The organism is Microbacterium sp. Kw_RZR3, from assembly GCF_029222405.1.
Taxonomy (GTDB): Bacteria; Actinomycetota; Actinomycetes; order Actinomycetales; family Microbacteriaceae; genus Microbacterium.
This window is the reverse complement of sequence record NZ_JARHXC010000043.1, coordinates 1-21,870: the sequence shown is the minus strand read 5'-3', so window position 1 is coordinate 21,870 and position 21,870 is coordinate 1. Positions and strand designations below refer to the sequence as shown.

Here is a 21,870-nt window from a genome sequence, read left to right as displayed (position 1 = left end):
CCGGGAAGGGCATCAGGAGGGGCCGACGACGAGCTCCGCGACGAGGATGGCCCTAGATCGAGGACTCGTCGCGGCAGCTAAGAAGAAGCAGACCACCGAAGCGCATTCTGTGATCGTACCAGTCCGTCGCGGGGCGGTTCACTCCCCCGTCGCCCATTCGCGCGACAGGATGCCGAAGTCGACCTCGTCGCTCCACCGCCCTTTGAACCACTCGTTCTCGACGAGGTGGGCCTCGCGTCGCATCCCCACCCGCTCCGCGAGGGCGAGAGAGCGGGCGTTGTCGGCGTCGACGCGGGCGACCAGACGGCGCAGCCCGTACACCGAGAACGCGGTGTCGATCAGCGCGCGGACCGCCTCGGTGGCGAGTCCCCGACCGGATGCCGCCGGGCTCACGACCCAGCCGATCGCGGCCGACCCGGCGCGTAGATCGAGGTGGAAGATCACGAGGTCGCCGATGACCGTGCCGTCGGCGAGGTGTTCGATCGCGAGGACGACCCCGCCGCGTTCACCTTCGAGACTGGTTCCCCCGAAGAGGTGACCGATCCGTCCGCGGATGTCCTCCGCCGTCTGCGGCTCGAAGGGCAGGAAGCGGCACACGTCCGCGTCCCCGCGGTAGCGCACCATCGCCTCGAGGTCGCCGTCGACGACCGGTCGCAACCGCACCCGCTCACGCACGACCTCGAGTCGCTCGGGCGCCGGGGGCAGGACGAATGGCGACCCGGTCACGGGATCAGCGCCACCTTGCCGCCCGGGTGCCCCGTCATGACGAAGCGGACGGCCTCGACGGCGTCGGCGAGCGGGTACGTGCGCGCGAGGGGCACTTCCAGGGCACCGGATGCCGCGAGCTCCAGAACCCGCGCGCGAGCGATGTCGCGGAACCGGGCACTCTCGGGCCGCGCTCCGGCGATCCAGAGAAAGCCGTCGCTCTTCGCTCGTTCGGGGTTGACGATCGTGACGATCCGGTCGCGCTCGGTGACGAGGGCGAGAGAGACGTCGATCGCTTCGTCGGTGCCGACCGCGTCCCACGCCGCCACGATGGGCGCCCCGCCCGCGGCGTCTTCCACGCGCGCGCGCAACCCGTCGCCGTACGCGACGGGGATACCGCCGTACCGACGGACGCGCTCGGCCGAGTCGGCGGCATCCGGACCCACCGTCCCGATCACGTGCACGCCGAGATCGCGCGCCTGCTGGAGCAGGCTCACGCCCACGGCACCCGAGGCGGCGTGCAGCAGCACCGTGTCGCCGGTCACGACCTGGGTCACCTGGATCATCTCGGCGGCGGTGGTTCCGGCGAGCAGCAGATTCGCGGCTTCGGGGTGTGAGAGGGTCGACGGCTTCGCGAACACATCGCGCGCCGGCACGGTGATCTCCGTCGCGTACGCGCCCTGAACACGGAACGCGACGACCTCGTCGCCGACGGCGAGCTCACCGGAACCGCCGAGGGCGTCGGGACCGATCGCGAGGACCTCACCCGAGAGTTCGTATCCGATCGGAACCGGGAACGTCGCTCCGGGGCGCGCGCGAGCGACGTGCTTGGCATCCGCGGGATTGACGCCGGCAGCGTGCACGCGAATCGTCACCTCGCCGGGACCGGGCGGGGACACGTCGACCTCGTCGAAGCTCCACGTGTCGACCGGTCCCGGGGCCGGAGCCGTCCACCTTCGCGCCATGTTCACGCCTCTCGTCGTGGGTGTCGGCCGACTCAGAAACCGAGTCGGCCGAGTTGCTTCGCGTCGCGCTGCCATTCCTTCGCCACCCGCACGTGCAGCGACAGGTACACGCGGCTGCCGACGAGTGGCTCGATGCCGGCGCGTGCGCGAGCGCCGACCTCGGCGAGACGCGAGCCCTTGCGGCCGATGATGATCGCCTTCTGGCTGTCGCGCTCGACGATGATGTTGGCCCAGACGTCGGTGAGATCGCTGCCCTCGCGAGGAGCGACGTCGTCGATGGTCACGGCGATCGAGTGGGGCAGCTCGTCACGCACACCGTGCAGAGCCGCTTCGCGGATGATCTCGGCGATACGGTCCTCGAGGGTCTCATCCGTCGTGATGTCGTCGTCATAGAGGGCAGGGCCTTCGGGCATGAGGGCGAGCAACTCGTCGCTCAGCACGTCGAGCTGGTCGTTCGTCACGGCCGAGAGGGGGATCACCGCGGCCCAGTCCTCGCGGAGCGAATCCACCTCGACGAGGCGCTCGGTGATCTGGTCGCGCGTCGCGGCGTCCGTCTTCGTCACGAGCGCGACCTTCTTCGCCCGCGGGTAGCCCGACAGCGACTCCGCGATGCGTCGATCGCCGGGGCCGACCTTCTCGGTCGCGGGTGCGCAGAAGGCGATGACATCGACGTCACCGAGGACCTGCTCGACGAGGTCGTTCAGACGCTGACCGAGGAGCGTCCGCGGACGATGGATGCCAGGGGTGTCGACGACCACGAGCTGGCCGCCCGGTCGGTTGACGATCCCGCGGATCGCCCGGCGGGTGGTCTGCGGCTTGTCGCTGGTGATGGCGACCTTCTCACCGACGAGGGCGTTGGTCAGCGTCGACTTGCCGACGTTGGGGCGCCCCACGAAGGTCACGAAGCCGGATCGGGTGTCGCTCATCTGTCGTTCCTCTCGCGCGCGTTCTCCGCGTCGGTGTCGTCGTCCGGGGTTTCGGCTCGCTCCACGATGACCGTGGCGATGCCGCGGTTGCGGCCCCGCGAGGCTCCCCCGGTCATCAGGAGACCAGAATGCTCGGCGGTCGCCCCGGGTTGCGGGATGCGGCCGAGAGCTTTGCCCAGAAGGCCACCGATCGAGTCGACGTCTTCATCGTCGAGCTCGAGGCCGAACAGGTCGCCGACCTCGTCGAGTCCGAGCCGTGCGTTCACACGGTAGCGGCCGTCGTCGAGGGGGACGACCTCGGTCGACGGGGCGTCGTACTCGTCGGAGATCTCGCCCACGAGCTCTTCGATGAGGTCTTCGAGGGTGACGAGGCCGGAGATCCCGCCGTACTCGTCGACCGCGAGACACACGTGGACGGCGTCGCGCTTCATCTGCTGCAGCAGCGTCTCGGCCTTCATGGACTCGGGCACGAACACGGCCGGGCGAGCGATGCGCCGGATCGGGGCGTCACGCCAGCCGGCCTCGTCGCGGAACCCGAACTGGACCAGGTCTTTGAGGTACAGCATGCCCACGACGTCGTCGGCCTCGTCGTCGGCGAGGGGAACGCGCGACACGCCTTTCTCGAGGAACAGCGCGAGGGCTTCGCGCGAGCTCGCCGCGGCATCCACGGTCACCATGTCGGTACGCGGGACCATGACCTCGCGCACGTAGCGGTCGGTGAAGTCGAACACCGAGTGGATCAGCTCGCGGTCGTCCTCTTCGATGAGCTCGTTCTCGGCGGCCTCGTCGATGATGCTGAGCAGCTGCTCCTCGGACGCGAACGACGTCGACTGCGACAGGCCCGGCGTGACGCGGTTGCCGACCGACACCAGGCCGTGCGCGAGCGGGCCCAGGATGATGCGCATGCCCCGGATGAGCGGCGCTCCCCCGGTTAGAAGACCGCGGGCGTGCTGGCGCCCGACCGAGCGGGGGCTCGCTCCGACCGCCACGAACGAGATCCCCGTCATCAGGACCGCGGCCGCCGCGACCGCCAGCCAGATGTTGTCGAACAGCAGCACGAAGGCCGCGGTCACCAGCACCGCCGCCGTGGTCTCGGCCAGGACGCGGATGAACCCCACCGCCGTGATGTGGGCGCTCGGATCGTCGGCGATGCGCTGCAGAGCGCGGGCGTTCCGGCCCGACGAGCCCAGTTCGAGCAGGTCGGTGCGCGAGGTCACTCCGAGCGCGGCCTCGGACGCCGCCATCAAGCCGCCGAAGGCGACGAGAAGCAGCGCCGCGACGAGAAGGAGGGCCTCGGTCATGCGCGGCGGCGGCGCTCGACGGCCTGGAAACCGCTGATGAGCTCCCGCTGCAGGCCGAACATCTCGCGCTCTTCGTCGGGCTCGGCGTGGTCGAAGCCGAGCAGGTGGAGCAGGCCGTGCGTGGTGAGCAGGATCAGCTCATCCTGGGTCGAGTGCTTGGCCGTCACGGCCTGCGCTTCGGCCACGGAGGGGCACAGCACGATGTCGCCGAGGAGTCCCGCGGGCGTCGGCGCGTCTTCGGATCCCGGGCGGAGCTCGTCCATCGGGAAGCTCAGGACGTCGGTGGGACCCGGCTCGTCCATCCACTGCACGTGGAGCGACTCCATCGCGCCCTCGTCGACGAGCACGATGGCGACGTCGGCGTCGGCGCTCACGTGGAGCTCGGCGAGGTTGTACTCCATCAGACGCAGAAGGACCTGCTCGTCGATGTCGTAGCCGGATTCGTTGTTGATCTCGATCGTCATGAACGGTTTCGTCTCGGGAGGTGATCGCGGGGACCCGCGGCCCGGGGGCCGCGTCGCTCCGCACGGTTGGCGAACTCGGTGGCTTCGTCGCGCTCGCGTCGCGCGACCAGCCTCTTCTCGTCGTACTCGCTGTACGCGTCGACGATGCGACCCACGAGCGTGTGACGCACGACGTCGTCGCTCGTCAGGTACGCGAAGTGGATGTCGTCGATGTTGCTCAGCACCCGCGTCACCAGGCGCAGACCCGAGGCCCCCTGCGGGAGGTCGATCTGGGTGATGTCACCCGTGACGACCATGCGCGTGCCGAAGCCGAGACGCGTGAGGAACATCTTCATCTGCTCGGGCGTGGTGTTCTGCGCCTCGTCGAGCACCACGAACGAGTCGTTCAGGGTGCGCCCGCGCATGTACGCCAGCGGCGCGACCTCGATGGTGCCCGTCGCCATGAGCTTGGGGACGATGTCGGGGTCCATCATCTCGTTGAGTGCGTCGTAGAGCGGCCGGAGATAGGGGTCGATCTTGTCGGTCAGCGTCCCCGGCAGAAAGCCCAGACGCTCGCCCGCCTCGACGGCCGGGCGGGTGAGGATGATGCGGCTGACCTCTTTGCGCTGCAGCGCCTGCACGGCCTTCGCCATCGCGAGATAGGTCTTGCCCGTCCCGGCGGGACCGATCCCGAACACGATGGTGTTCTCTTCGATCGCGTCGACGTAGGCCTTCTGGCCCGCGGTCTTGGGACGGATGACCTTGCCACGCGAGGACAGGATCGCCTCGCCCATCACCTCGGACGGGCGGGGACCCCCGTCGGAGCGCAGCATCCTGTTCGAGCTCGACACGTCGGCGGGGTCGAGCCCCTGGCCGGAGCGCGTCATCGCGAGCAGCTCGTCGACGAGGCCGCGCGCCGCGCGCACGGCATCCGCAGCTCCGGAGAGCGTGACCTCGTTGCCGCGCACGTGCACGTCGACGTCGGGGTGCTCTTTCTCGACCACGCGCAGGAGACGATCCTGTGGGCCGAGGAGTTGCACCATGGCGACGCCATCGACCTCGATGCGATCGACGACGTGTTCTTCGGGGGAATCAGCCACCCAGGCTCTTTTCGTTCAGGCCGCCCGCGAGGACGTGGGCGTGCACATGGAAGACGGTCTGACCGGCGCCCTCGCCGGTGTTGAAGATGAGACGGAAATCGCCGTCGGCGTGCTCGGCGGCCACCGTGTTGGCCAGCCCGATGACTTCGGTCAACAGGTCGGGGTCGCCCGCCGCCAGCTCGACCACGTTGCGGTATTCCGCGGTCTTCGGAATGACGAGCAGATGCACCGGTGCCTGCGGGGCGATGTCGCGGATCGCGAAGACGTTCTCCGTCTCGGCCACGATCTCGGCCGGGATCTCGCCCTGCAGGATGCGCGTGAAAACGGAGGGTTCGCTCATGGCATCCAGTCTATCGACGGCCTCCGACACCGGGGCGGACCGATCCCACCTCCCCACGGCGCGCGACCGGCTTCCGGTGTTTGGGGCGCATTTCACCGTTTGGGGCGTGAACTACCGCGCCCCAAACGGAAGATCGCGCCCCAAACGAGGGACGCGCCCCGCTCACCAGCGGCCGTGCGCCGCCGAGAGCACCGAGATCGCCGCTGCCCCCGCGGTGGAGGTGCGCAGCACCGTGTCGCCGAGGCGGACGAGCCGTGCGCCGGCGTCCGCGAGCGCGGAGAGCTCGTCGGGGGCGATCCCACCCTCGGGGCCGACCACGAGCACGACGTCGCGACGGTCGGACGCCTCCGTGGCGACGGCGGTGAGGCGATCGGATGCCGAGGGCTCGAGCACCAGCACGCGCGCCGTCGCGCCGAGCCGAACGAGGTCGGCCGTGCGCGCGACGCCCTCGACCTCGGGAATCCACGCGCGGTGCGCCTGCTTCGCCGCCTCTCGGACGATCGTGCGCCAGCGGGTCAGACCCCTCTCGGCCTTGGCATCCCAGCGTGAGACGCTCCGCGCGGCCTGCCACGGGACGATCGCGTCGACGCCGAGCTCGGTGGCCGCCTGGACGGCGAGCTCGTCGCGATCGCCCTTGGCGAGCGCCTGGACGAGGACGAATCGCGGGCTGGGCGCGGGCACCTCGTCGCGCGCGGTGATGCGGACGTCGACCTGCTTCGGCGACGCCGCGGTCACGACACCCGAGAGCCACGCGCCACGCCCGTCGCCGAGGGTCACCGCTTCGTCGACACGGATGCGACGCACCGCCGCCGCGTGATGCGCCTCGGCCCCCATGAGGGTGGCGACATCACCCGGTCGAGCGGATGCCGCCTCGTCGGTGACGAAATGCAGAGCCACGGTCAGTGCCGGAAACGATCGCGGAACTTCGCGAACATGCCCTGCTGGTGCTCGGCCAGGCGGGGCTTCGGGGCCCTCGTCCGCTTCGCGAACTCCTCGATGAGGGCGCGCTCCTTGTGATCGAGGCGCGTCGGGGTGACCACCTGCACGCCCACCTTGAGGTCGCCGCGCTGGCTTCCGCGCAGCGGGGTGATGCCGCGGTTCTTGATCGTCAGCACGTCGCCCGACTGGACGCCGGGACGCACTTCGAGGTCGACGGTCCCGTCGAGCGACTCGATCGTCGTGGTCGTGCCGAGGATGGCGTCCGGCATCGAGACCTCAAGCGTGGCGAGCAGGTCGTCACCCTCGCGGCTGAAGGCCTCGTGCGCCTCGACGGTGACCTCGATGTACAGGTCGCCGTTGGGGCCGCCGGCGGGACCCACCTCGCCCGAGCCCGGGAGCTGCAGACGCAGACCCGATTCGACGCCGGCGGGGATGTCGACGGAGACGGTGCGGCGCGCGCGAACGCGTCCCTGGCCCTGGCAGGTGTTGCACGGGTAGGGAATGGTCGTGCCGTGACCCTGGCAGACGTTGCAGGGCTGGCTGGTGACGACATTGCCGAGGAGGCTGCGGACCGTGCGCTGCACGTGGCCCGAGCCGTGGCAGATGTCGCACGTGACCTCGCTCGTGCCCGGAGCCGTGCACGCGCCCTGGCACGTCTCGCACAGCACGGCGGTGTCGACCTCGAGGTCGCGATGCACGCCGAACACGACATCGCCGAGGCTGAGGGTCACGCGCACGAGCGCGTCCTGACCGCGCTCACGCCGTGAACGGGGCCTCGGCCCGCGGCCCCCGCCGCCCTGAGCTCCGCCGAAGAACGTCTCGAAGATGTCGCTGAAGCCGCCGAAGCCGCCCGCTCCCCCGCCGCCGAAGGGGTTCTGGTCGCCGCCCATGTCGTAGCGACGGCGCTGCTCGGGGTCGCTGAGCACGTCGTACGCGTGCGTGACGAGCTTGAAGCGCTCGGACGCGTCTTCTCCGGGGTTCACGTCGGGGTGCAGTTGGCGCGCCAGGCGTCGGTACGCCTTCTTGATGTCTTCGGGGCTGGCGTCGCGCTCGACGCCCAGGACCTCGTAGTGGTCAGCCACAGTCGCCTTCCTGCCCGCTTGCGCGGGATCGTTCTCGGTGGGGTGCTCGTCGCGGGGTGTTCGTCGCGCTCGTCGTCAGCGGGAACTGTCGTCGTCTTCGAGCATCCGGGTCAGATAGTGCGCGACGGCGCGGACCGCCGCGAGGTTGGAGGAGTAGTCCATGCGGGTGGGGCCGAGCAGACCCACCCGCGCGCCGCCGGCGGAGCCGTCGTACCGGCTCGCGAGGACGGACGCCTCGATGAGACCGAACGGCTCGTTCTCGCGGCCGATGCTGGCCGAGAGGCCCTTGTCGTCCGCGACCATCTCGCTCATGAGGCGCAGGAGCGTCACCTGCTCCTCGATGGCCTCGAGCAGCGGGTAGATGCTGCCACGGAAGTCCTGCTCGCGCTTGGCGAGGGTCGCCGCTCCCGCCATCACGAGGCGATCCTGGCGGAACTCCTCGAGCTCTTCGCCCACCACGCGCAGTACCGCGTCGGCGATCGCGTCGATGGCGACGCCCGGGCGCGGTCCGTCGGCGAGGGCGTCGGCCACTCGCTGGACGCTGTCGGCGACGCTCCGCCCGACCAGCACGGCACCCACCCGCGCGCGCAGCTGCACGATCTCGGGCTCGGCGGGTTCGGCCGGGACGAGCGCGATCCGCTGCGAGACGCGCCCGGTGTCGGTGACGAGGATGACGAGCACGCGCGGCCCGCCGAGCGCGACGAGCTCGACGTGAGTGACGTTCGCCCGCGCGAACGACGGGTACTGCACGATCGCGACCTGACCGGTCAACTGCGTCAGTGCGCGCACCGTCCGCGCGAGCAGGTCGTCGAGGTCGCCCGCCTGGTCGAGGAACGAGGTGATCGCGCTGCGCTGGGCACTCGAGAGCGGGCGCAGCTCGGCGAGGTGGTCGACGAAGACCCGATACCCCTTGTCCGTGGGGACGCGGCCCGAGGAGGTGTGCGGCGCGACGATGAGCTCTTCGTCTTCGAGCAGCGCCATGTCGTTGCGGATGGTCGCGGCCGACACCCCGAACGCGTGACGATCGACGATGGCCTTGCTGCCGACCGGCTCGCGTGTGTCGACGTAGTCCTGCACGATCGCGCGGAGCACCTGAAGGCCGCGTTCCGACACCATGAGCTGCTCCTCCCGTTTGGCACTCCGAAGTCGTGAGTGCCAATTCTACGGGATCGGCGCGCGTCGTCGCCGGGGGCTCGCGGATGCCGTGGACTCGGCCCGACTGCGGGCAGCGTCAGGCGGTGAGGGCCCGTACGACGGCATCCGCGAGGAGGCGCCCGCGCCGGGTGAGGACGATGCGCCCGCGCACGGCATCCGGACCCTCGACGAGCCCGTCGGCGATGAGGGAGGCCACGGCCTTACGGCCCTCGCCGTGCAGCTCCGACACCGCCAGACCCTCGCGGATGCGGCTGCGCAGCAGCACCGACTCGAGACGTCGAGCCGTTTCATCGGGCCGCTCTCGCGCAGCGGCAGGCGACTCGTCGGCGGCCAGACGCTGCGCGTACGCGGCAGGATGCTTGACGTTCCACCAGCGGAGTCCCGCCACGTGGCTGTGGGCGCCGGGTCCGAAGCCCCACCAGTCGGTGCCCCGCCAGTAGGCGAGGTTGTGCCGCGAACGGTGGGCCACGCCCCGCGACCAGTTCGACACCTCGTACCAGTCGTACCCGGCGTCGGAGAGCGACTCGTCGGCGAGCTCGTACATGTCGGCCTGCAGGTCGTCATCCGGCATGGCGACCGCGCCGGAGCGGATCTGTCGCGCGAGCTTCGTGCCGTCTTCGACGATGAGGGCGTACGCCGAGATGTGGTCGGGGTCGAGGGCCGAGGCCGCCTCGAGCGACGCACGCCAATCGTCGAGCGACTCGCCCGGTGCGCCGTAGATGAGGTCGAGCGAGACGTCGAGGCCGGCTCGGCGCGCGGCGGCCACCGCGGTCGCCACGTTCGCCGGGTCGTGCGTCCGGTCGAGGGCGGCCAGGACGTGCGGACGAGCGGACTGCATCCCGACCGAGACGCGGGTCACCCCGGCGGCCGCCAGCGTCTCCGTCACGGCATCGTCGACTGTGTCGGGGTTGGCCTCCACGGTGATCTCGGCGCCGTCGGCGATGCCGAACTCCGTGCGTACCGCGTCGAGCATCCGCGCGAGGTCGCCGGGCGGGAGCAGCGTCGGCGTGCCTCCGCCGAAGAACACCGTGGATGCCATGCGGCGGGGGCCCGCGGCATCCATCACCCTCCCCGCGAGGCGCACTTCGGACGCGAGCGTGTCGGCGAAGTCGTCTTGCCGCGCTCCGCGGAGTTCGCTCGCGGTGTAGGTGTTGAAGTCGCAGTATCCGCAACGCACGCGGCAGAACGGCACGTGCAGGTACACGCCGAAGTCCGTCGCGGGGTCGATCGTCAGGTCGTCGGGCAATCGCCCGTCGGCGGGAGCGGGGTCTCCGAGGGGAAGGGGCCCGCCCATCAGGACGTGTACAGCGGAGAGATCGCGCGCAGGTACTGCGTGAAGAGCGCCCGCCGACGGCGGCGGAGGCGGCTCGTGAACAGACGGTAGGAGGGGACGGTCGGCCGGTCGAACGCGCGGACCACGAACCAGACCTCGTCGTTGTCGCGCCACTCCACGACGAAGAGCTCTTCGCCGCTGACGTTCGAGTGCCCGACGGTGCCGAGGATGAAGCCGACGCGGCGCGGCTCTTCGAACACCGAGATGACGCGGAGCTCGGCGTCGGCCCGGTGCCCGTCGACCTTCCCGTGGAGGCGCACTCCGGTGCCCGGGCTCACGAAGGGGGTGCCGTCGGCGGCGAAGCGCTGCTCGGGCTCGAGGCTGCTCGGGGCGACGGGAGCGCCGTCGGCGTCGAAGCCCACGCCGGAATACCCGCCTCCGGATGCCGGACGCACGTCGCTGATGCTGAGATCGCCCGAGCGCAGCGGAGCCCACGACAGCAGGAGTTCGCTGGCCGCGGCGAAACGCTCCTCGCCGCTGCCGATCCGCCACGCGTCTTCGGCGGGGATCGAGTGCTCCGGCGGGTACTGCATCAGATCGTGCGCCTGGGTGGCGCCGACGGCGGCGTAGTCGACCGTGTCATCGGTGAAGTTCTGCCGACGCATGCTGCCTCCCGTTCTACTTCTTGGCCTCGACGTCTCCCGACAGGGCGGCGATGAACGCCTCCTGCGGAACCTCGACGCGGCCCACCATCTTCATGCGCTTCTTGCCCTCTTTCTGCTTTTCGAGGAGCTTGCGCTTTCGGGTGATGTCACCGCCGTAGCACTTGGCGAGGACGTCTTTACGGATGGCGCGGATCGTCTCGCGCGCGATGATGCGCGCGCCGATCGCGGCCTGGATGGGCACCTCGAACTGCTGGCGCGGGATGAGCTTGCGCAGACGCTCGGCCATGAGGGTGCCGTACGCGTAGGCCTTCTCGCGGTGGACGATCGAGCTGAACGCGTCGACCTTCTCGCCCTGGAGCAGGATGTCGACCTTCACGAGGTCGGCGGTCTGCTGACCGGCCGGTTCGTAGTCGAGGCTCGCGTACCCCTGGGTTCGGGACTTGAGGTGATCGAAGAAGTCGAACACGATCTCGCCGAGGGGCATGTGGTAGCGCAGCTCGACGCGGTCTTCGCTGAGGTACTCCATGCCGAGCAGGGTTCCGCGGCGCGACTGGCAGAGCTCCATGACCGTGCCGACGTAGTCCTTCGGGAGCAGGATGCCGACCTTGACGATCGGCTCCGACACCGAGGCCACGCGCCCGTCGGGGTATTCGCTGGGGTTCGTGACCGAGACCGTGTCGCCGGTGTCGGTGGTGACCTCGTACGTGACCGAGGGAGCCGTGGTGATGAGGTCGAGACCGAACTCGCGCGACAGGCGCTCGGTGATGATCTCGAGGTGCAGCAGGCCGAGGAATCCGCAGCGGAACCCGAAGCCGAGGGCGACCGAGGTCTCGGGCTCGTACTGGAGCGAGGCGTCCGAGAGCTTCAGCTTGTCGAGCGCTTCGCGAAGCTCCGCGTAGTCGCTGCCGTCGATCGGGTAGATGCCCGAGAACACCATGGGCTTCGGATCGGTGTAGCCGGCGAGGGCTTCGGTGGCGGGCTTGCGCTGGTTGGTGATCGTGTCGCCGACCTTCGACTGACGGACGTCCTTCACACCCGTGATGAGGTAGCCGACCTCGCCCACGCCCAGACCCTTGGTCGGGATTGGCTCGGGGCTCGAGACGCCGATCTCGAGGAGTTCGTGCGTCGCGGTGGTCGACATCATCTGGATGCGCTCGCGCGGCGACAGCGCACCGTCGACCATGCGGACGTACGTCACGACGCCGCGGTACGCGTCGTAGACGGAGTCGAAGATCATCGCGCGAGCGGGGGCGTCGGCCTTGCCGACCGGCGCCGGGATCTTCTCGACGATGAGGTCGAGCAGGTCTTCGACGCCCATGCCGGTCTTGCCGCTCACGCGCAGCACGTCTTCGGGCTTGCCTCCGATGAGTCCGGCCAGTTCGGCCGCGTACTTGTCGGGGTCGGCCGCCGGGAGGTCGATCTTGTTCAGCACCGGGATGATCGTCAGATCGTTCTCGAGCGCCAGGTAGAGGTTGGCGAGCGTCTGTGCCTCGATGCCCTGCGCCGCGTCGACGAGCAGGATCGCGCCCTCGCACGCGGCGAGCGAGCGACTGACCTCGTAGGTGAAGTCGACGTGACCGGGCGTGTCGATCATGTTGAGGGCGAAGGTGCCGTCGGCGGTGGACCACGGCATCCGGACAGCCTGCGACTTGATCGTGATGCCGCGCTCACGCTCGATGTCCATGCGGTCGAGGTACTGCGCGCGCATGTCGCGGTCGGCGACGACGCCGGTGATCTGCAGCATGCGGTCGGCCAACGTCGACTTGCCGTGGTCGATGTGAGCGATGATGCAGAAGTTGCGGATCTGCTCCGGCGGGGTGGCAGACGGCTCGAGGGGCTTCAGGGCGCGCGGTGACATGTTCCGTCGATTCTACGGGGGTGCGCCGACATCACCGTCCGCGGTCGCTTTTACAGTGGATGCCATGACGGTCCAGGTCGTGCTCGTGCACGGCATCCGCACGTCGGCGACGATGTGGCGGGCGCAGGTCGAATACCTCGAGAATCGCGGCAACCCCGTGGCGGCCGTCGACTTGCCGGGGCACGGCACCCGGCGGGGCGAGGAGTTCACCCTCGACGAGGCGTTCGCCACGATCGATCGGGCGGTTCGGGATGCCGCGACCCGCGGCCCCGTGCTGCTCGTCGGGCATTCGATGGGAGGGCTGCTCTCCATCGAGTACGTCGGGCGGGAGGACCCTCCCCCGGTCGCGGCGTTCATCGCGGCATCCTGCACGTCGATCCCCCGCGGTGTGGGGCTCGCGGCGTACCGCTTCCTCGCGCGACGGTTCGACAGCCTCCCGGACCGGGGTCTCGGTCTCACCAACCGCGTGCTCGATCGGACGCTGCCGCCCGAGACCCGGCCGGACTTCGGCGCGGGCGGGTACGCGTTCGACGCGCAGGACACGGCCCTGGCGTCTCTGTCGGTGCTCGACCTGTTGGCATCCGTTCGTCGGATCCGGGTTCCGCTGTGGTTCATCAACGGGCAGTGGGATCAGCTGCGCGTGAACGAGAGGCTGTTCGTGTCGCTCGCCCCGCACGCGGAGCTGATCGTGGTGCCGCGGACCACGCACCTCGTGACGGCGATGAGGCCGCGGGTGTTCAACGCGCTGCTGGAGGTGGCGCTCACCACGATCGAGGCGTCGACCTGATAAGCTTGGCGCTTGGCTTGCGTGTGGGGTTTTTCCCGACCTCCACGACCGCCGGTGCAGCGTCCCTCTACCGCTCGCCCGGCACTTCCAACACTCACTCAAACGAAAGACCGTCGACGTGGCGAACATCAAGTCGCAGATCAAGCGCAACAAGACCAACGAGAAGGCGCGCGAGCGCAACAAGGCCGTCAAGAGCGAGCTGAAGACGCACGTGCGTCGCACCCGCGAGGCCGTCCTGGCCGGTGACAAGGAAGCCGCCGAGAAGGCGCTCGCCACCGCGACCAAGAAGCTCGACAAGGCCGTGAGCAAGGGTGTCATCCACTCGAACCAGGCCGCGAACCGCAAGTCGGCCATCGCGAAGTCGGTCGCCGCTCTCTGAGCCGCCGTACCTCGACAGCCCGTCCCGCATCCGCGGGGCGGGCTTTGTCGTTTCCGGGGTGGGATGCCACACGGGAAGAGGTGCGACGAGAACAGGTGATGCGACGAGAACAGGAGGTTGTGGGCCGCAGCGGCCTGTTTCGGTGGCATCCCCTGTTTTCGTGGCGCGGCCGTGCGCGCGGAGCCTCCGGCCGCGGAGGCAGGACGCGGCGTCGGTCAGTCGCCGTAGGGCGCGCGCGTTGCAATGATCGTGATCATGCGCTCCAGCGCGAACACCGCGTCGCGAGACGCGCCCTTCACCTCGGCGTCTGCGCGCGCGGTCGCGTGGATTGCCCGGCCGAGACTCGCGGCGGTCCAGCCCCCGAGGTCGCGGCGCGCGCGGTCGACCTGCCAGTCCTTCATGCCGAGACGCTGCGCGAGCTGCGACGACGGCTCCCGCGTACCGGCCACGCGGGCCATCGTACGCAGTTTCATCGCGACCGCGGCGACAAGGGGGACGGGATCGGCTCCGGATGCCAGAGCGTGGCGCAGTGCGAGGAGCGCGGGGCCGTACTGCCCCGCGATCGCGGTGTCGGCGACGGTGAACGCGGAGGTCTCGACGCGGCCGCCGTAGTAACGCTCGACGGTGCGTTCGTCGATGTCGCCCGGGACGTCGGCGATGAGCTGCTGGCACGCGGCCGCGAGCTCGGTGAGGTCGTCGGCGAAGGCCGAGACGAGTGCCCGCAGGGCGACGGGTGCGATGCGCTTGCCCGCGGCCTTGAACTCGCCCACGGCGAAGTCGAAGCGATCGGAGTCGCGCTTGATCGCGGGGCACGCGATCTCGATGCCGCTCCCCTGGCCCGCGCGAATCGCGTCGAGGAGCTTCTTGCCGCGCACGCTCGCCCCCGTGTGGCGGAGCACGACCGTCGCGCCGTCCTGCGGCTGAGCAAGGTACGACACGGCCTCGCTGAGGAACGTGTCGCTGCACTTCTCGACACCCCCGACGCGGACGAGACGCGGCTCGCCGAACAGGGATGGCGAGGTGACGGCCAACAGCGTTCCCGCAGCGTAGTCGTCGGCGCGTACGTCGGTGACCTCGAGGCTCGGGTCTTCGCTCTTGAGGAACTCCCGGATGCCCGCGGTCGCGCGCTCCGCGCAGACCTCTTCGGGCCCCGAGACGAGAACGATCGGCGCGGGCTGCGGCGTACGCCACGACACCTGCGGGATGGCCGTTTTGGCCTTCGCCGGAGCGGAGCGTCGGGGAGCCGGGGTCACCTCTCCAGCCTACCGACCGGGTCCGACATTGCGGTCGGGATGACTTCTGGGGGTGCGGGATGACGCGCGAGGATGCTTGCTAGTGTGCAGGCCTCGCGGAACCTGACGTCCTCGTGTGAGGAGAATGGGGCCGCTTGTATAGCCGCGGCGCCCGTCGAATTGAAAGAGGCCACATGACAGGAACATGCAATCCCGTCGCACAAGCGCTGGATACCCGCGGGTTCATCCTTGATGACGGCTCTGCTCTGGCGCTTGCGGCACGAGCGATATGGAATCACTGGTGGCAGGGGCATGCCGCATTGACGTTCGCCCAGGCTCGTCTTCGGCTTGACCGCGTCTGCGCGCAGCGACGTCCCCAGGTCTCTCCCTCCTTCAAATGGGCGGGGTCGTCCCGAATCTCGGTCGGCGCAATGGCGTGGTTGCGGAACGACCATGTCGTCACTACGCACCCAGACTTCCCTTACCACCACTCGATTCTGGAGTCGGCTGATTACCTGAGAACGTGGTCGAGGTCGGAAGCCGAGGGCGAATTGAAAGCTGCGGATTGGTCGCTGTGGCACCGACCTGGTGGTTGGGTAGGGACGGTGGGTAATAACGGCAACCACCGGTCGTTGCTCGCCGCGGCCGTTGGCGTGCCTCTTGTCCGGGTTCGCCTTACGGACGTGTACACCTGGCATGCGGAGCCAGCGTCCCCGGGCGCAGAGATCCGGCTGGAGGTGCCCCGATGGTCGTGGCAGGCTCGCGCAATCACGCGGTTCGCTCGTCACGGGTTGTGTGTGTCTGATGAGTGGAAGCGAGGGGAAGGCCCCCTAGACGGCGTGAGCCTCCGTCGTATCGACCCGCTTCTTCCTTGGATCTTCGACCGGCGCCGCCGAGATGTGCGCACACGCTTCAAGCACTTCTGCGAACGGTTCGGCTACCGAACGGACGGTGACTGGAGAATGGGAGCCAACGCTCTTGCCGCCGTCCCGCCGAGTTAGAGCGCAGGTGTTCACTCGTCGGACCTGGCCCATGTCTGACCTCCCCGCCTCAACGGTGGCTTCGGGCGCTTCGACGCGGTGACGCGTCGGCCTCCGTGCCGGAGAAGCGAGCACTTGGCTACCCCGGCGGCCGTGCACGCCACAGCGTCAGCTGCCCGTCAGTCATGCTGACCGCGAGGTCTCCGTCGGTATCCGTTCGCCCGACCACGACACCGAGCGCGGTCATCGTCGACAGGAGTGTGGCGGTGGGGTGCCCGTAGCGGTTGTCCGCTCCGACGCCGATCAGTCCGACGAGGGGATGCAGACGCCGGTAGAGCTCCGGATCCTGGTCGGCGCTGCCGTGGTGCGAGATTTTCACCACATCCACCCGCGGTACCTCGACCCGACGGAGCAGGGCGGCCTGTGCGTCTTTGCCCAGGTCGCCGAGAAGCACGGTGCGCGGGAAGTCCGCACCGACCACGTCGAGGGCGACGCTGGCACCGTTGCCGGGCTCGTCGCGCGGCGCCGGCCCGAGAGCCTGCCAGCGGGTCTCCCCCACCGTTCCCGTCGTCCCGGTCGTCGCCTGCTGCAGCTCTGCACCCGCCGCGGCGAACCGGTCGAGCAGTCGCTGATCCTCGGGGACGTCGACGGGCCCGTGGACGACGAGTGTGGCTCGTCCGACGACGGCTGCTGACCCGCCGATGTGGTCGAGGTCGAAGTGCGTGAGCACGACGAGGTCGAGGTGGTCGACACCGAAGGTTCGGAGGCATTGCGCGAGCGGTTCGGGTTCGGGTCCGGTGTCGACGAGCGCCACCGCGCTGCCCGAGCGCCACAGCGTGGCGTCGCCCTGTCCGACATCGCACATGGCCACATCCCACGTCGTCGGGACCGTGAGCGGCCCGGCGACCGTTCGCAGGGTGGTGTGACCCGCAATCAGGCCGACGGTGACGGCGACGATCGCGATCGACAGTGCGGTCACCCGTCTGACCCGGGTCGGTCTGATGAGGGCGACGGCCATCGATGCGCTGACGAGCGTCAACAGTGCCGCGCCGAACCCCCCGTCGGGCCACGGCAGGTTCTGCGCCCCGATACCGCTCGTGGTGTGTGCCACCGCGGCGATCCAGGACGCGGGGACCCAGGCGAGAGCGGAAAGCCCGTCGCGCAGCCAGGGGAAGGGAGCGATGCAGGCGAGGACGCCCGCGATGGTCGCGGGTGCCGCCGCCGGGTCTGCCACGAGGTTGGCCACGATTCCCAGCAACGGCACGTGGGGATCGATCAGGACGATGAGCGGTCCGCAGGCGAGTTGAGCGGCCGTCGGCACGGCCAACGCGAGGGCGAGGGCGCGTGGCATCCATCGCTCTAAACCGCGCGCTATCGGGCGGGCGAGGACGAGCAGGGCCGCGGTGGCCGCTGCGGACAGAGCGAAGCCGAGGGAGGTGGACAGCCACGGATCGGCGATCATCAGCACCGTCACCGCGGCGGAGAGCACCGCCACTCCCGCAGCGGGGCGGCCGAGGGTGAGGGCCAGCAGCGCGATCGCGGCCATGGTCGCGGCGCGAACAACGCTCGGCTCGGGTGTCACCAGCACCACGAAGCCGATCAGAACAGCCGACGCCCCGACCACGCGGAGCCACCGCGGGGCGCCGACCGCTGCCAGGAGGACGAACGCGGCGCCCACGACGAGCGCGCAGTTCGCACCGGAGACGGCCGTGAGGTGAGAGAGGGAGGAGGCGGTCATGGCCGCATCCGTCGCGGGATCGAGGCTCGACGTGTCGCCCACCGCGAGTCCCGGCACGAGACCCGCCCCGGGCTGCGGGAGTCCGCGGGTCGAGGCGACGAGGCCGTCACGCAGCGCTTCGAACCACGCCCAGATACCCTCGGGTGCAGGCGCTTCGACGATCTCCTGCGCGCGGAGGACGAGAATCGCCCTCTCCCCTGGTCTCGGCGGGACCGCTCGTCCGGTGAGGCGGATCACGCTGCCAAGACCGGATGCCGCGACCGCGGCGCGACCGCCCGTATCCACGCCGACACGGGTCGGGATGCCACCGGTCACCGTGACGGTTCCCGCCGTGACGCGAGAGGCGACCGCGTCGAACCACGCGCCGCCGTCGCTCGCCCCGGCCACGTGTCCGACGACGGTCAGTTCGACATCGAGCTGACGACCCCCTTCGACCTGCAGGGCGGCGATCTGCGCACGGGCCGGGGCCGCAGCCGTGACGCTGCCACCGGTCGCGGCCGCGCACGCGAGCGCCACCGCGGCGATACCGAGGGCGGGATGCCGAACCCTCAGGAACGCCGCCGCGCACAGGGCAGCGACCACCGCCATCGAGACCATGAGCCCGGCCAGATCCGGCGTCGAGGTCGCCCATCCTGCACCGGCCCACGTCGCGATCGCCACGGCGGCGGGTCGCAGCGCACGGCGCTGCAGGGCCGTCATACCCGCACCAGGTCTCGGAGGCCGTCGAGCATCTTGTCGCCGATGCCCGGCACGGAGCCGAGATCGTCGACGCTGGTGAAGCGGCCGTTCTCCTTCCGCCACGCGATGATGCGGTCGGCGATCGCCGGTCCCACCCGCGGCAGTGCGTCGAGCTCTTCGCGCGTGGCCGTGTTCAGGTCGACGAGGCCTCCTGCGGCGGTGCCGTGGGCCGCACCGGTGCCGTCGTCGGGTGTCGCTCCGACAACGGGCACCACGATCTGCTCCCCGTCCGCGACGGGTCGTGCAAGGTTCACCCCGGCGCGCTCCGCGTCGTCCGTGAAGCCGCCTGCCCGGGCGACGGCATCCGCGACCCTGTCGCCCGCGGCGAGGCGATAGAGGCCGGGGGCGCGCACGGCACCCGCGACGTGGACGTACAGACCGGCCTGCGGGGGTGCGAGCGCGGTCGCGAGCGGTGGGGATGCGGCGGACACCTCTTGCGTGCCGGACACGCCCCGCAGCATTCCGATGCCGATCGTGACCGCGAAGGCGATCAGGACCAGAACGATCACGGCCCCGACTCCCAGCCGCCGACGCGCGGCGAGCGCACCCGGTGGGGATTCGAGGGTCTCGGTCACCCGGCAACCCTAGGAAGAGGAAGGAACGGTGCGCGGGCATCTGAGCGTCATCCGTGGATCGTTCGCCGCGAGGCAGAACTGGGGAGGATCCGCTGTGGAGCGCAAGCGCAGACGTGGCGACGGGGTGTGCGTCCCGGACTCCGCCAGCGGGCCAGGCGCGACGGTCTCAGGTCGCGGGCGCATCGGGATTCGTCGACGGACCCACGCTGATCAGCGGCACGAAGTACTTCATCAGGGACGTGGGTTCGCGAACGGGTGCGCCCTCGACGCAGATCCAGGCGTGAGCACGGAAGGGATCGATCGCGGCGCCGGCGTGCCATTCGGGCCATCTGCCATAGGTCCAGCAGAACAGCGCGGTCGCCGTCGCGCGATCGAGACAATAGCGTCCCGCGCATCTCCGGCTGACGGAGACGACGGCATCGAGACCGCGCTCGACCAGCGATCGATCGGCGGCTAGCCTCCCGCGCGCGAGTGTCGTGAGCAGGCGTTCGAGTCGATCGGGCTGTTGCCGCACCAGGAAGAAGACGAGGGGAAGCACGAGGAACGCGCGGAGCCGATCGTTCGCCGAAAGACGTTGCCGGGCTTCGAGGGGAACGACGATGTCAGACACGGACGAGTACTCCTTCGGCGGCGAGGTCATCGAGAAGTTGGTGGAGATCGCGCGTGATCTGGGCGGCGTCGACATCCGGGTACCGCTTCTGGAGGTGCTCGACGATGCCGTCCACGGGCTCCCCGTCGACCAGGAGGCGGAGGATGCGCGTTCCGGAGGGATTCACCTGGCGGTACTGCCCGGAGCGTCGGCTGAGCAGAACGCCCCCGTGGGTCACTTCCGTGAAGCGGACGTCGTCGGCGAGGTGGTAGGTGTGTGGCATCGTGCTCACCTTTCGTTCACGAGTGTCATCCGATCCGCGGCCCGAAGCCAACGCTCCGCGGCCAGGAGAAATTCGAACGGGAAGAAGTGTTGCGCTTGGGGTTGCATGCTCTGCAGATACGTTTTCAGGCGCTCGACGTCGACCAGTCCGCGTCGGCCGAGGCGGAAGTCGTCGGCCTGGGCCGCGATGGATCTGCGGTGCTCGTTGAACGCGGTGTAGATCAACGAGATGTAATCGCCTTTCGACCGTCGGTCGAGAAAGAGATCGGGGACGACGCCCGCGGCGGCCGCGGCGAGGCCGGGCTTGAAGCGACGGGTGTTCAGACGATCGACCAGGCGCACCTGGAGCGCGAGTTCGATGACCGCGTCATCGAGGAAAGGCGCTTCGTAGCGGACGCCGACCTCACGCGTCTGTTCATCGAGGGCGCGGTGGATCTGACCGTTGCGTGTGATCATTCCGTACGCGACGGCGTCGCTGGCGAATGCGGCATCGAGTTGTGCATCCGCGGTGTTCTCGAGGATCAGATCCTGGACCGCCGACAGCGCGGTGTCCGTGGCCCACGGGGACAGCGAGAACACGACGTCCCACGCGGGTGAGGGCCGCTCGAACTCCGTCATGCCCAGCGACGCGGTCTCCCGCACGAGCCACGAACGTGGATCGTCCCTGTTGAGCGCGGCGCGAACCGTCTTCGCCAGGGGCCAGCGGTGAAGCGTCGCCATCCCCCGGATCGCCCCGTAGAGCGCCGCGGGTGCCTCGCGTCGCAGGCCGGGGAGGACGGATTCGTCCGGGTAGAAGAGCTCGTCTCCTCCGGAGCCGGCGAGGTGGATCGTGCAGCCGTGCTCGCTGAGACGCTCGGCCATCGCGCGGTGCATTCCCTCCGTGCGGATGGACGGTTCGGGCTCCGCCGCGAACCGCTCGTTCGTGACGTGCCATCCGGCGAACCAGCGCGGGAACTCGTCGTGCGACACGCGGATGTGCCGGCTGCGAAGCGCCCGGGCCGCGGCATCCGCCCACTCGGCGTCGTCGTTCATCTCGACGCTGATGCCGAGGTGCATGGTCGTCAGCTCGCTCGCGTGTTCTCGCGCGAAGAACGCGAGGGAGGTCGAATCCATCCCTCCGGAGAGGTCCGTGCTCAGGGTGGATCTGGCGTGTCGAGCCCGCGCCTCGATGGCGGCGTGAAGCGCCGCGGTCAGAGCCGGCGTGACCTCGTCCTGTGGCACGTGGCGTCGAGGGAGAGCCCACCGTTCGCTCACGTGAAGGGGACCCGTCGTATCCGCACACAGTTGATGGGTCGGCAGCACGTTCTCGACTCCCTGCCAGTAGCTCGCGTCGCCGAGGGGCCAGGGTGCGCGCGGAGCGATGAGGGCGAGCGGCACGCGCTCCTCGCGGAGACGCGGGCGGAACATCTCAATCAGCAGCGCGAGGGAATTGGAGGCGAGCGGGGCGTCCGGGTCGGTGGAGAAGGACAGGCGCCGGAAACTCGACAGCGTCCCGAAAGCCCGCGTGGTTCCGGCGGACGTGGAGACGAGGGTGAAGAACGCCCCGGCGATGCTGCGGTGAATCGTCGTGAAGTCCGGCTCTCGGCCGCCGGCGTCGAGCCACGAACGGAGCTCCTCATCGCTGCTCCCGACCGTGCCGAGAAGAACGACTCGGTAATCCTTGTTCGAGGCCTGGACGATCTCTGCGTCGTCCCAGTCGCCGACGATCCACGGGCGTCCGGAGATATGCGGAACATACTTCGGCAACGCCGCGGAGGGGGCGGGCGCGATGACCTCTCGGTCGGGATAGAGCAGGAAGCGCATGGTGTCGACTCAGAT

21 protein-coding genes are annotated in these 21,870 nt (G+C 69.6%); 2 read left to right on the top strand and 19 right to left on the bottom strand.

Annotation, left to right across the window (positions count from 1 at the left end; genetic code table 11):
- Positions 1-138: 138 nt before the first annotated feature.
- The 13 genes from P2P98_RS01810 to lepA all read right to left on the bottom strand — a co-directional run bounded on the left by P2P98_RS01810 (position 139) and on the right by lepA (position 12,752).
- Positions 139-726, bottom strand: coding sequence for a GNAT family protein (locus P2P98_RS01810; protein WP_275796611.1), 588 nt, complete (start codon positions 724-726; stop codon positions 139-141).
- Positions 723-1,670, bottom strand: coding sequence for an NADP-dependent oxidoreductase (locus tag P2P98_RS01805; protein ID WP_275796609.1), 948 nt, complete (start codon positions 1,668-1,670; stop codon positions 723-725). Before P2P98_RS01805 ends, P2P98_RS01810 begins: the two co-directional genes overlap by 4 nt.
- A 32-nt stretch (positions 1,671-1,702) precedes the next feature.
- Positions 1,703-2,596, bottom strand: coding sequence for a GTPase Era (era, locus tag P2P98_RS01800; RefSeq protein WP_275796607.1), 894 nt, complete (start codon positions 2,594-2,596; stop codon positions 1,703-1,705).
- Positions 2,593-3,897: a hemolysin family protein gene (locus P2P98_RS01795; RefSeq protein WP_275796605.1), complete on the bottom strand. Its 1,305-nt coding sequence runs from the start codon at positions 3,895-3,897 to the stop codon at positions 2,593-2,595. Before P2P98_RS01795 ends, era begins: the two co-directional genes overlap by 4 nt.
- Complete coding sequence (gene ybeY / locus P2P98_RS01790) at positions 3,894-4,361, bottom strand: rRNA maturation RNase YbeY (protein ID WP_275796603.1); 468 nt, start codon at positions 4,359-4,361, stop codon at positions 3,894-3,896. Before ybeY ends, P2P98_RS01795 begins: the two co-directional genes overlap by 4 nt.
- Complete coding sequence (locus P2P98_RS01785; protein WP_275796624.1) at positions 4,358-5,383, bottom strand: PhoH family protein; 1,026 nt, start codon at positions 5,381-5,383, stop codon at positions 4,358-4,360. Before P2P98_RS01785 ends, ybeY begins: the two co-directional genes overlap by 4 nt.
- A gap of 49 nt (positions 5,384-5,432) precedes the next feature.
- On the bottom strand, positions 5,433-5,780 hold the full coding sequence (locus P2P98_RS01780; protein WP_058595587.1) for an HIT domain-containing protein: 348 nt from the start codon (positions 5,778-5,780) through the stop codon (positions 5,433-5,435).
- Between the two features lie 162 nt (positions 5,781-5,942).
- A complete protein-coding gene (locus P2P98_RS01775) occupies positions 5,943-6,677 on the bottom strand; it encodes a 16S rRNA (uracil(1498)-N(3))-methyltransferase (protein WP_275796600.1) in 735 nt (244 codons plus the stop codon).
- Positions 6,678-6,679: 2 nt separating this feature from the next.
- Positions 6,680-7,801 (bottom strand): molecular chaperone DnaJ, encoded by a 1,122-nt coding sequence (dnaJ, locus tag P2P98_RS01770; RefSeq protein ID WP_275796598.1) that lies wholly within the window; start codon positions 7,799-7,801, stop codon positions 6,680-6,682.
- 75 nt (positions 7,802-7,876) lie between these two features.
- Entirely contained in the window at positions 7,877-8,917 is a 1,041-nt protein-coding gene (gene hrcA / locus P2P98_RS01765; RefSeq protein ID WP_275796596.1) for a heat-inducible transcriptional repressor HrcA, read from the bottom strand.
- Between the two features lie 115 nt (positions 8,918-9,032).
- Entirely contained in the window at positions 9,033-10,250 is a 1,218-nt protein-coding gene (gene hemW / locus P2P98_RS01760; RefSeq protein WP_275796594.1) for a radical SAM family heme chaperone HemW, read from the bottom strand.
- The gene (locus P2P98_RS01755; protein WP_058613096.1) at positions 10,250-10,894 is read right to left on the bottom strand and encodes a DUF1990 family protein; all 645 of its coding nucleotides are present in this window, start codon (positions 10,892-10,894) and stop codon (positions 10,250-10,252) included. Before P2P98_RS01755 ends, hemW begins: the two co-directional genes overlap by 1 nt.
- A 13-nt stretch (positions 10,895-10,907) precedes the next feature.
- Positions 10,908-12,752: a translation elongation factor 4 gene (lepA, locus tag P2P98_RS01750; protein WP_058596306.1), complete on the bottom strand. Its 1,845-nt coding sequence runs from the start codon at positions 12,750-12,752 to the stop codon at positions 10,908-10,910.
- 64 nt (positions 12,753-12,816) lie between these two features.
- Between lepA and P2P98_RS01745 the strand changes: the two genes are divergently transcribed.
- Both P2P98_RS01745 and rpsT read left to right on the top strand, forming a co-directional pair.
- Positions 12,817-13,539: an alpha/beta hydrolase gene (locus P2P98_RS01745; RefSeq protein ID WP_275796591.1), complete on the top strand. Its 723-nt coding sequence runs from the start codon at positions 12,817-12,819 to the stop codon at positions 13,537-13,539.
- 118 nt (positions 13,540-13,657) lie between these two features.
- On the top strand, positions 13,658-13,918 hold the full coding sequence (gene rpsT, locus P2P98_RS01740; RefSeq protein ID WP_058596304.1) for a 30S ribosomal protein S20: 261 nt from the start codon (positions 13,658-13,660) through the stop codon (positions 13,916-13,918).
- A gap of 215 nt (positions 13,919-14,133) precedes the next feature.
- Here rpsT and holA read toward each other — a convergent pair whose 3' ends face one another.
- The 6 genes from holA to P2P98_RS01710 all read right to left on the bottom strand — a co-directional run bounded on the left by holA (position 14,134) and on the right by P2P98_RS01710 (position 21,855).
- Positions 14,134-15,171 carry a DNA polymerase III subunit delta gene (gene holA / locus P2P98_RS01735; protein WP_275796589.1) on the bottom strand — a complete coding sequence of 346 codons (1,038 nt, stop codon included), beginning with the start codon at positions 15,169-15,171 and terminating at the stop codon, positions 14,134-14,136.
- A 1,098-nt stretch (positions 15,172-16,269) separates the two neighbouring features.
- Complete coding sequence (locus P2P98_RS01730; protein WP_275796587.1) at positions 16,270-18,567, bottom strand: ComEC/Rec2 family competence protein; 2,298 nt, start codon at positions 18,565-18,567, stop codon at positions 16,270-16,272.
- Positions 18,564-19,181: a helix-hairpin-helix domain-containing protein gene (locus tag P2P98_RS01725; RefSeq protein ID WP_275796585.1), complete on the bottom strand. Its 618-nt coding sequence runs from the start codon at positions 19,179-19,181 to the stop codon at positions 18,564-18,566. The genes P2P98_RS01730 and P2P98_RS01725 overlap by 4 nt, the downstream gene beginning before the upstream one ends.
- A gap of 166 nt (positions 19,182-19,347) precedes the next feature.
- A complete protein-coding gene (locus P2P98_RS01720; protein ID WP_275796583.1) occupies positions 19,348-19,791 on the bottom strand; it encodes a lasso peptide biosynthesis B2 protein in 444 nt (147 codons plus the stop codon).
- On the bottom strand, positions 19,784-20,053 hold the full coding sequence (locus P2P98_RS01715) for a PqqD family peptide modification chaperone (RefSeq protein ID WP_275796581.1): 270 nt from the start codon (positions 20,051-20,053) through the stop codon (positions 19,784-19,786). Before P2P98_RS01715 ends, P2P98_RS01720 begins: the two co-directional genes overlap by 8 nt.
- Before the next feature lie 5 nt (positions 20,054-20,058).
- Entirely contained in the window at positions 20,059-21,855 is a 1,797-nt protein-coding gene (locus P2P98_RS01710) for an asparagine synthase-related protein (RefSeq protein ID WP_275796579.1), read from the bottom strand.
- Positions 21,856-21,870: the final 15 nt, after the last annotated feature.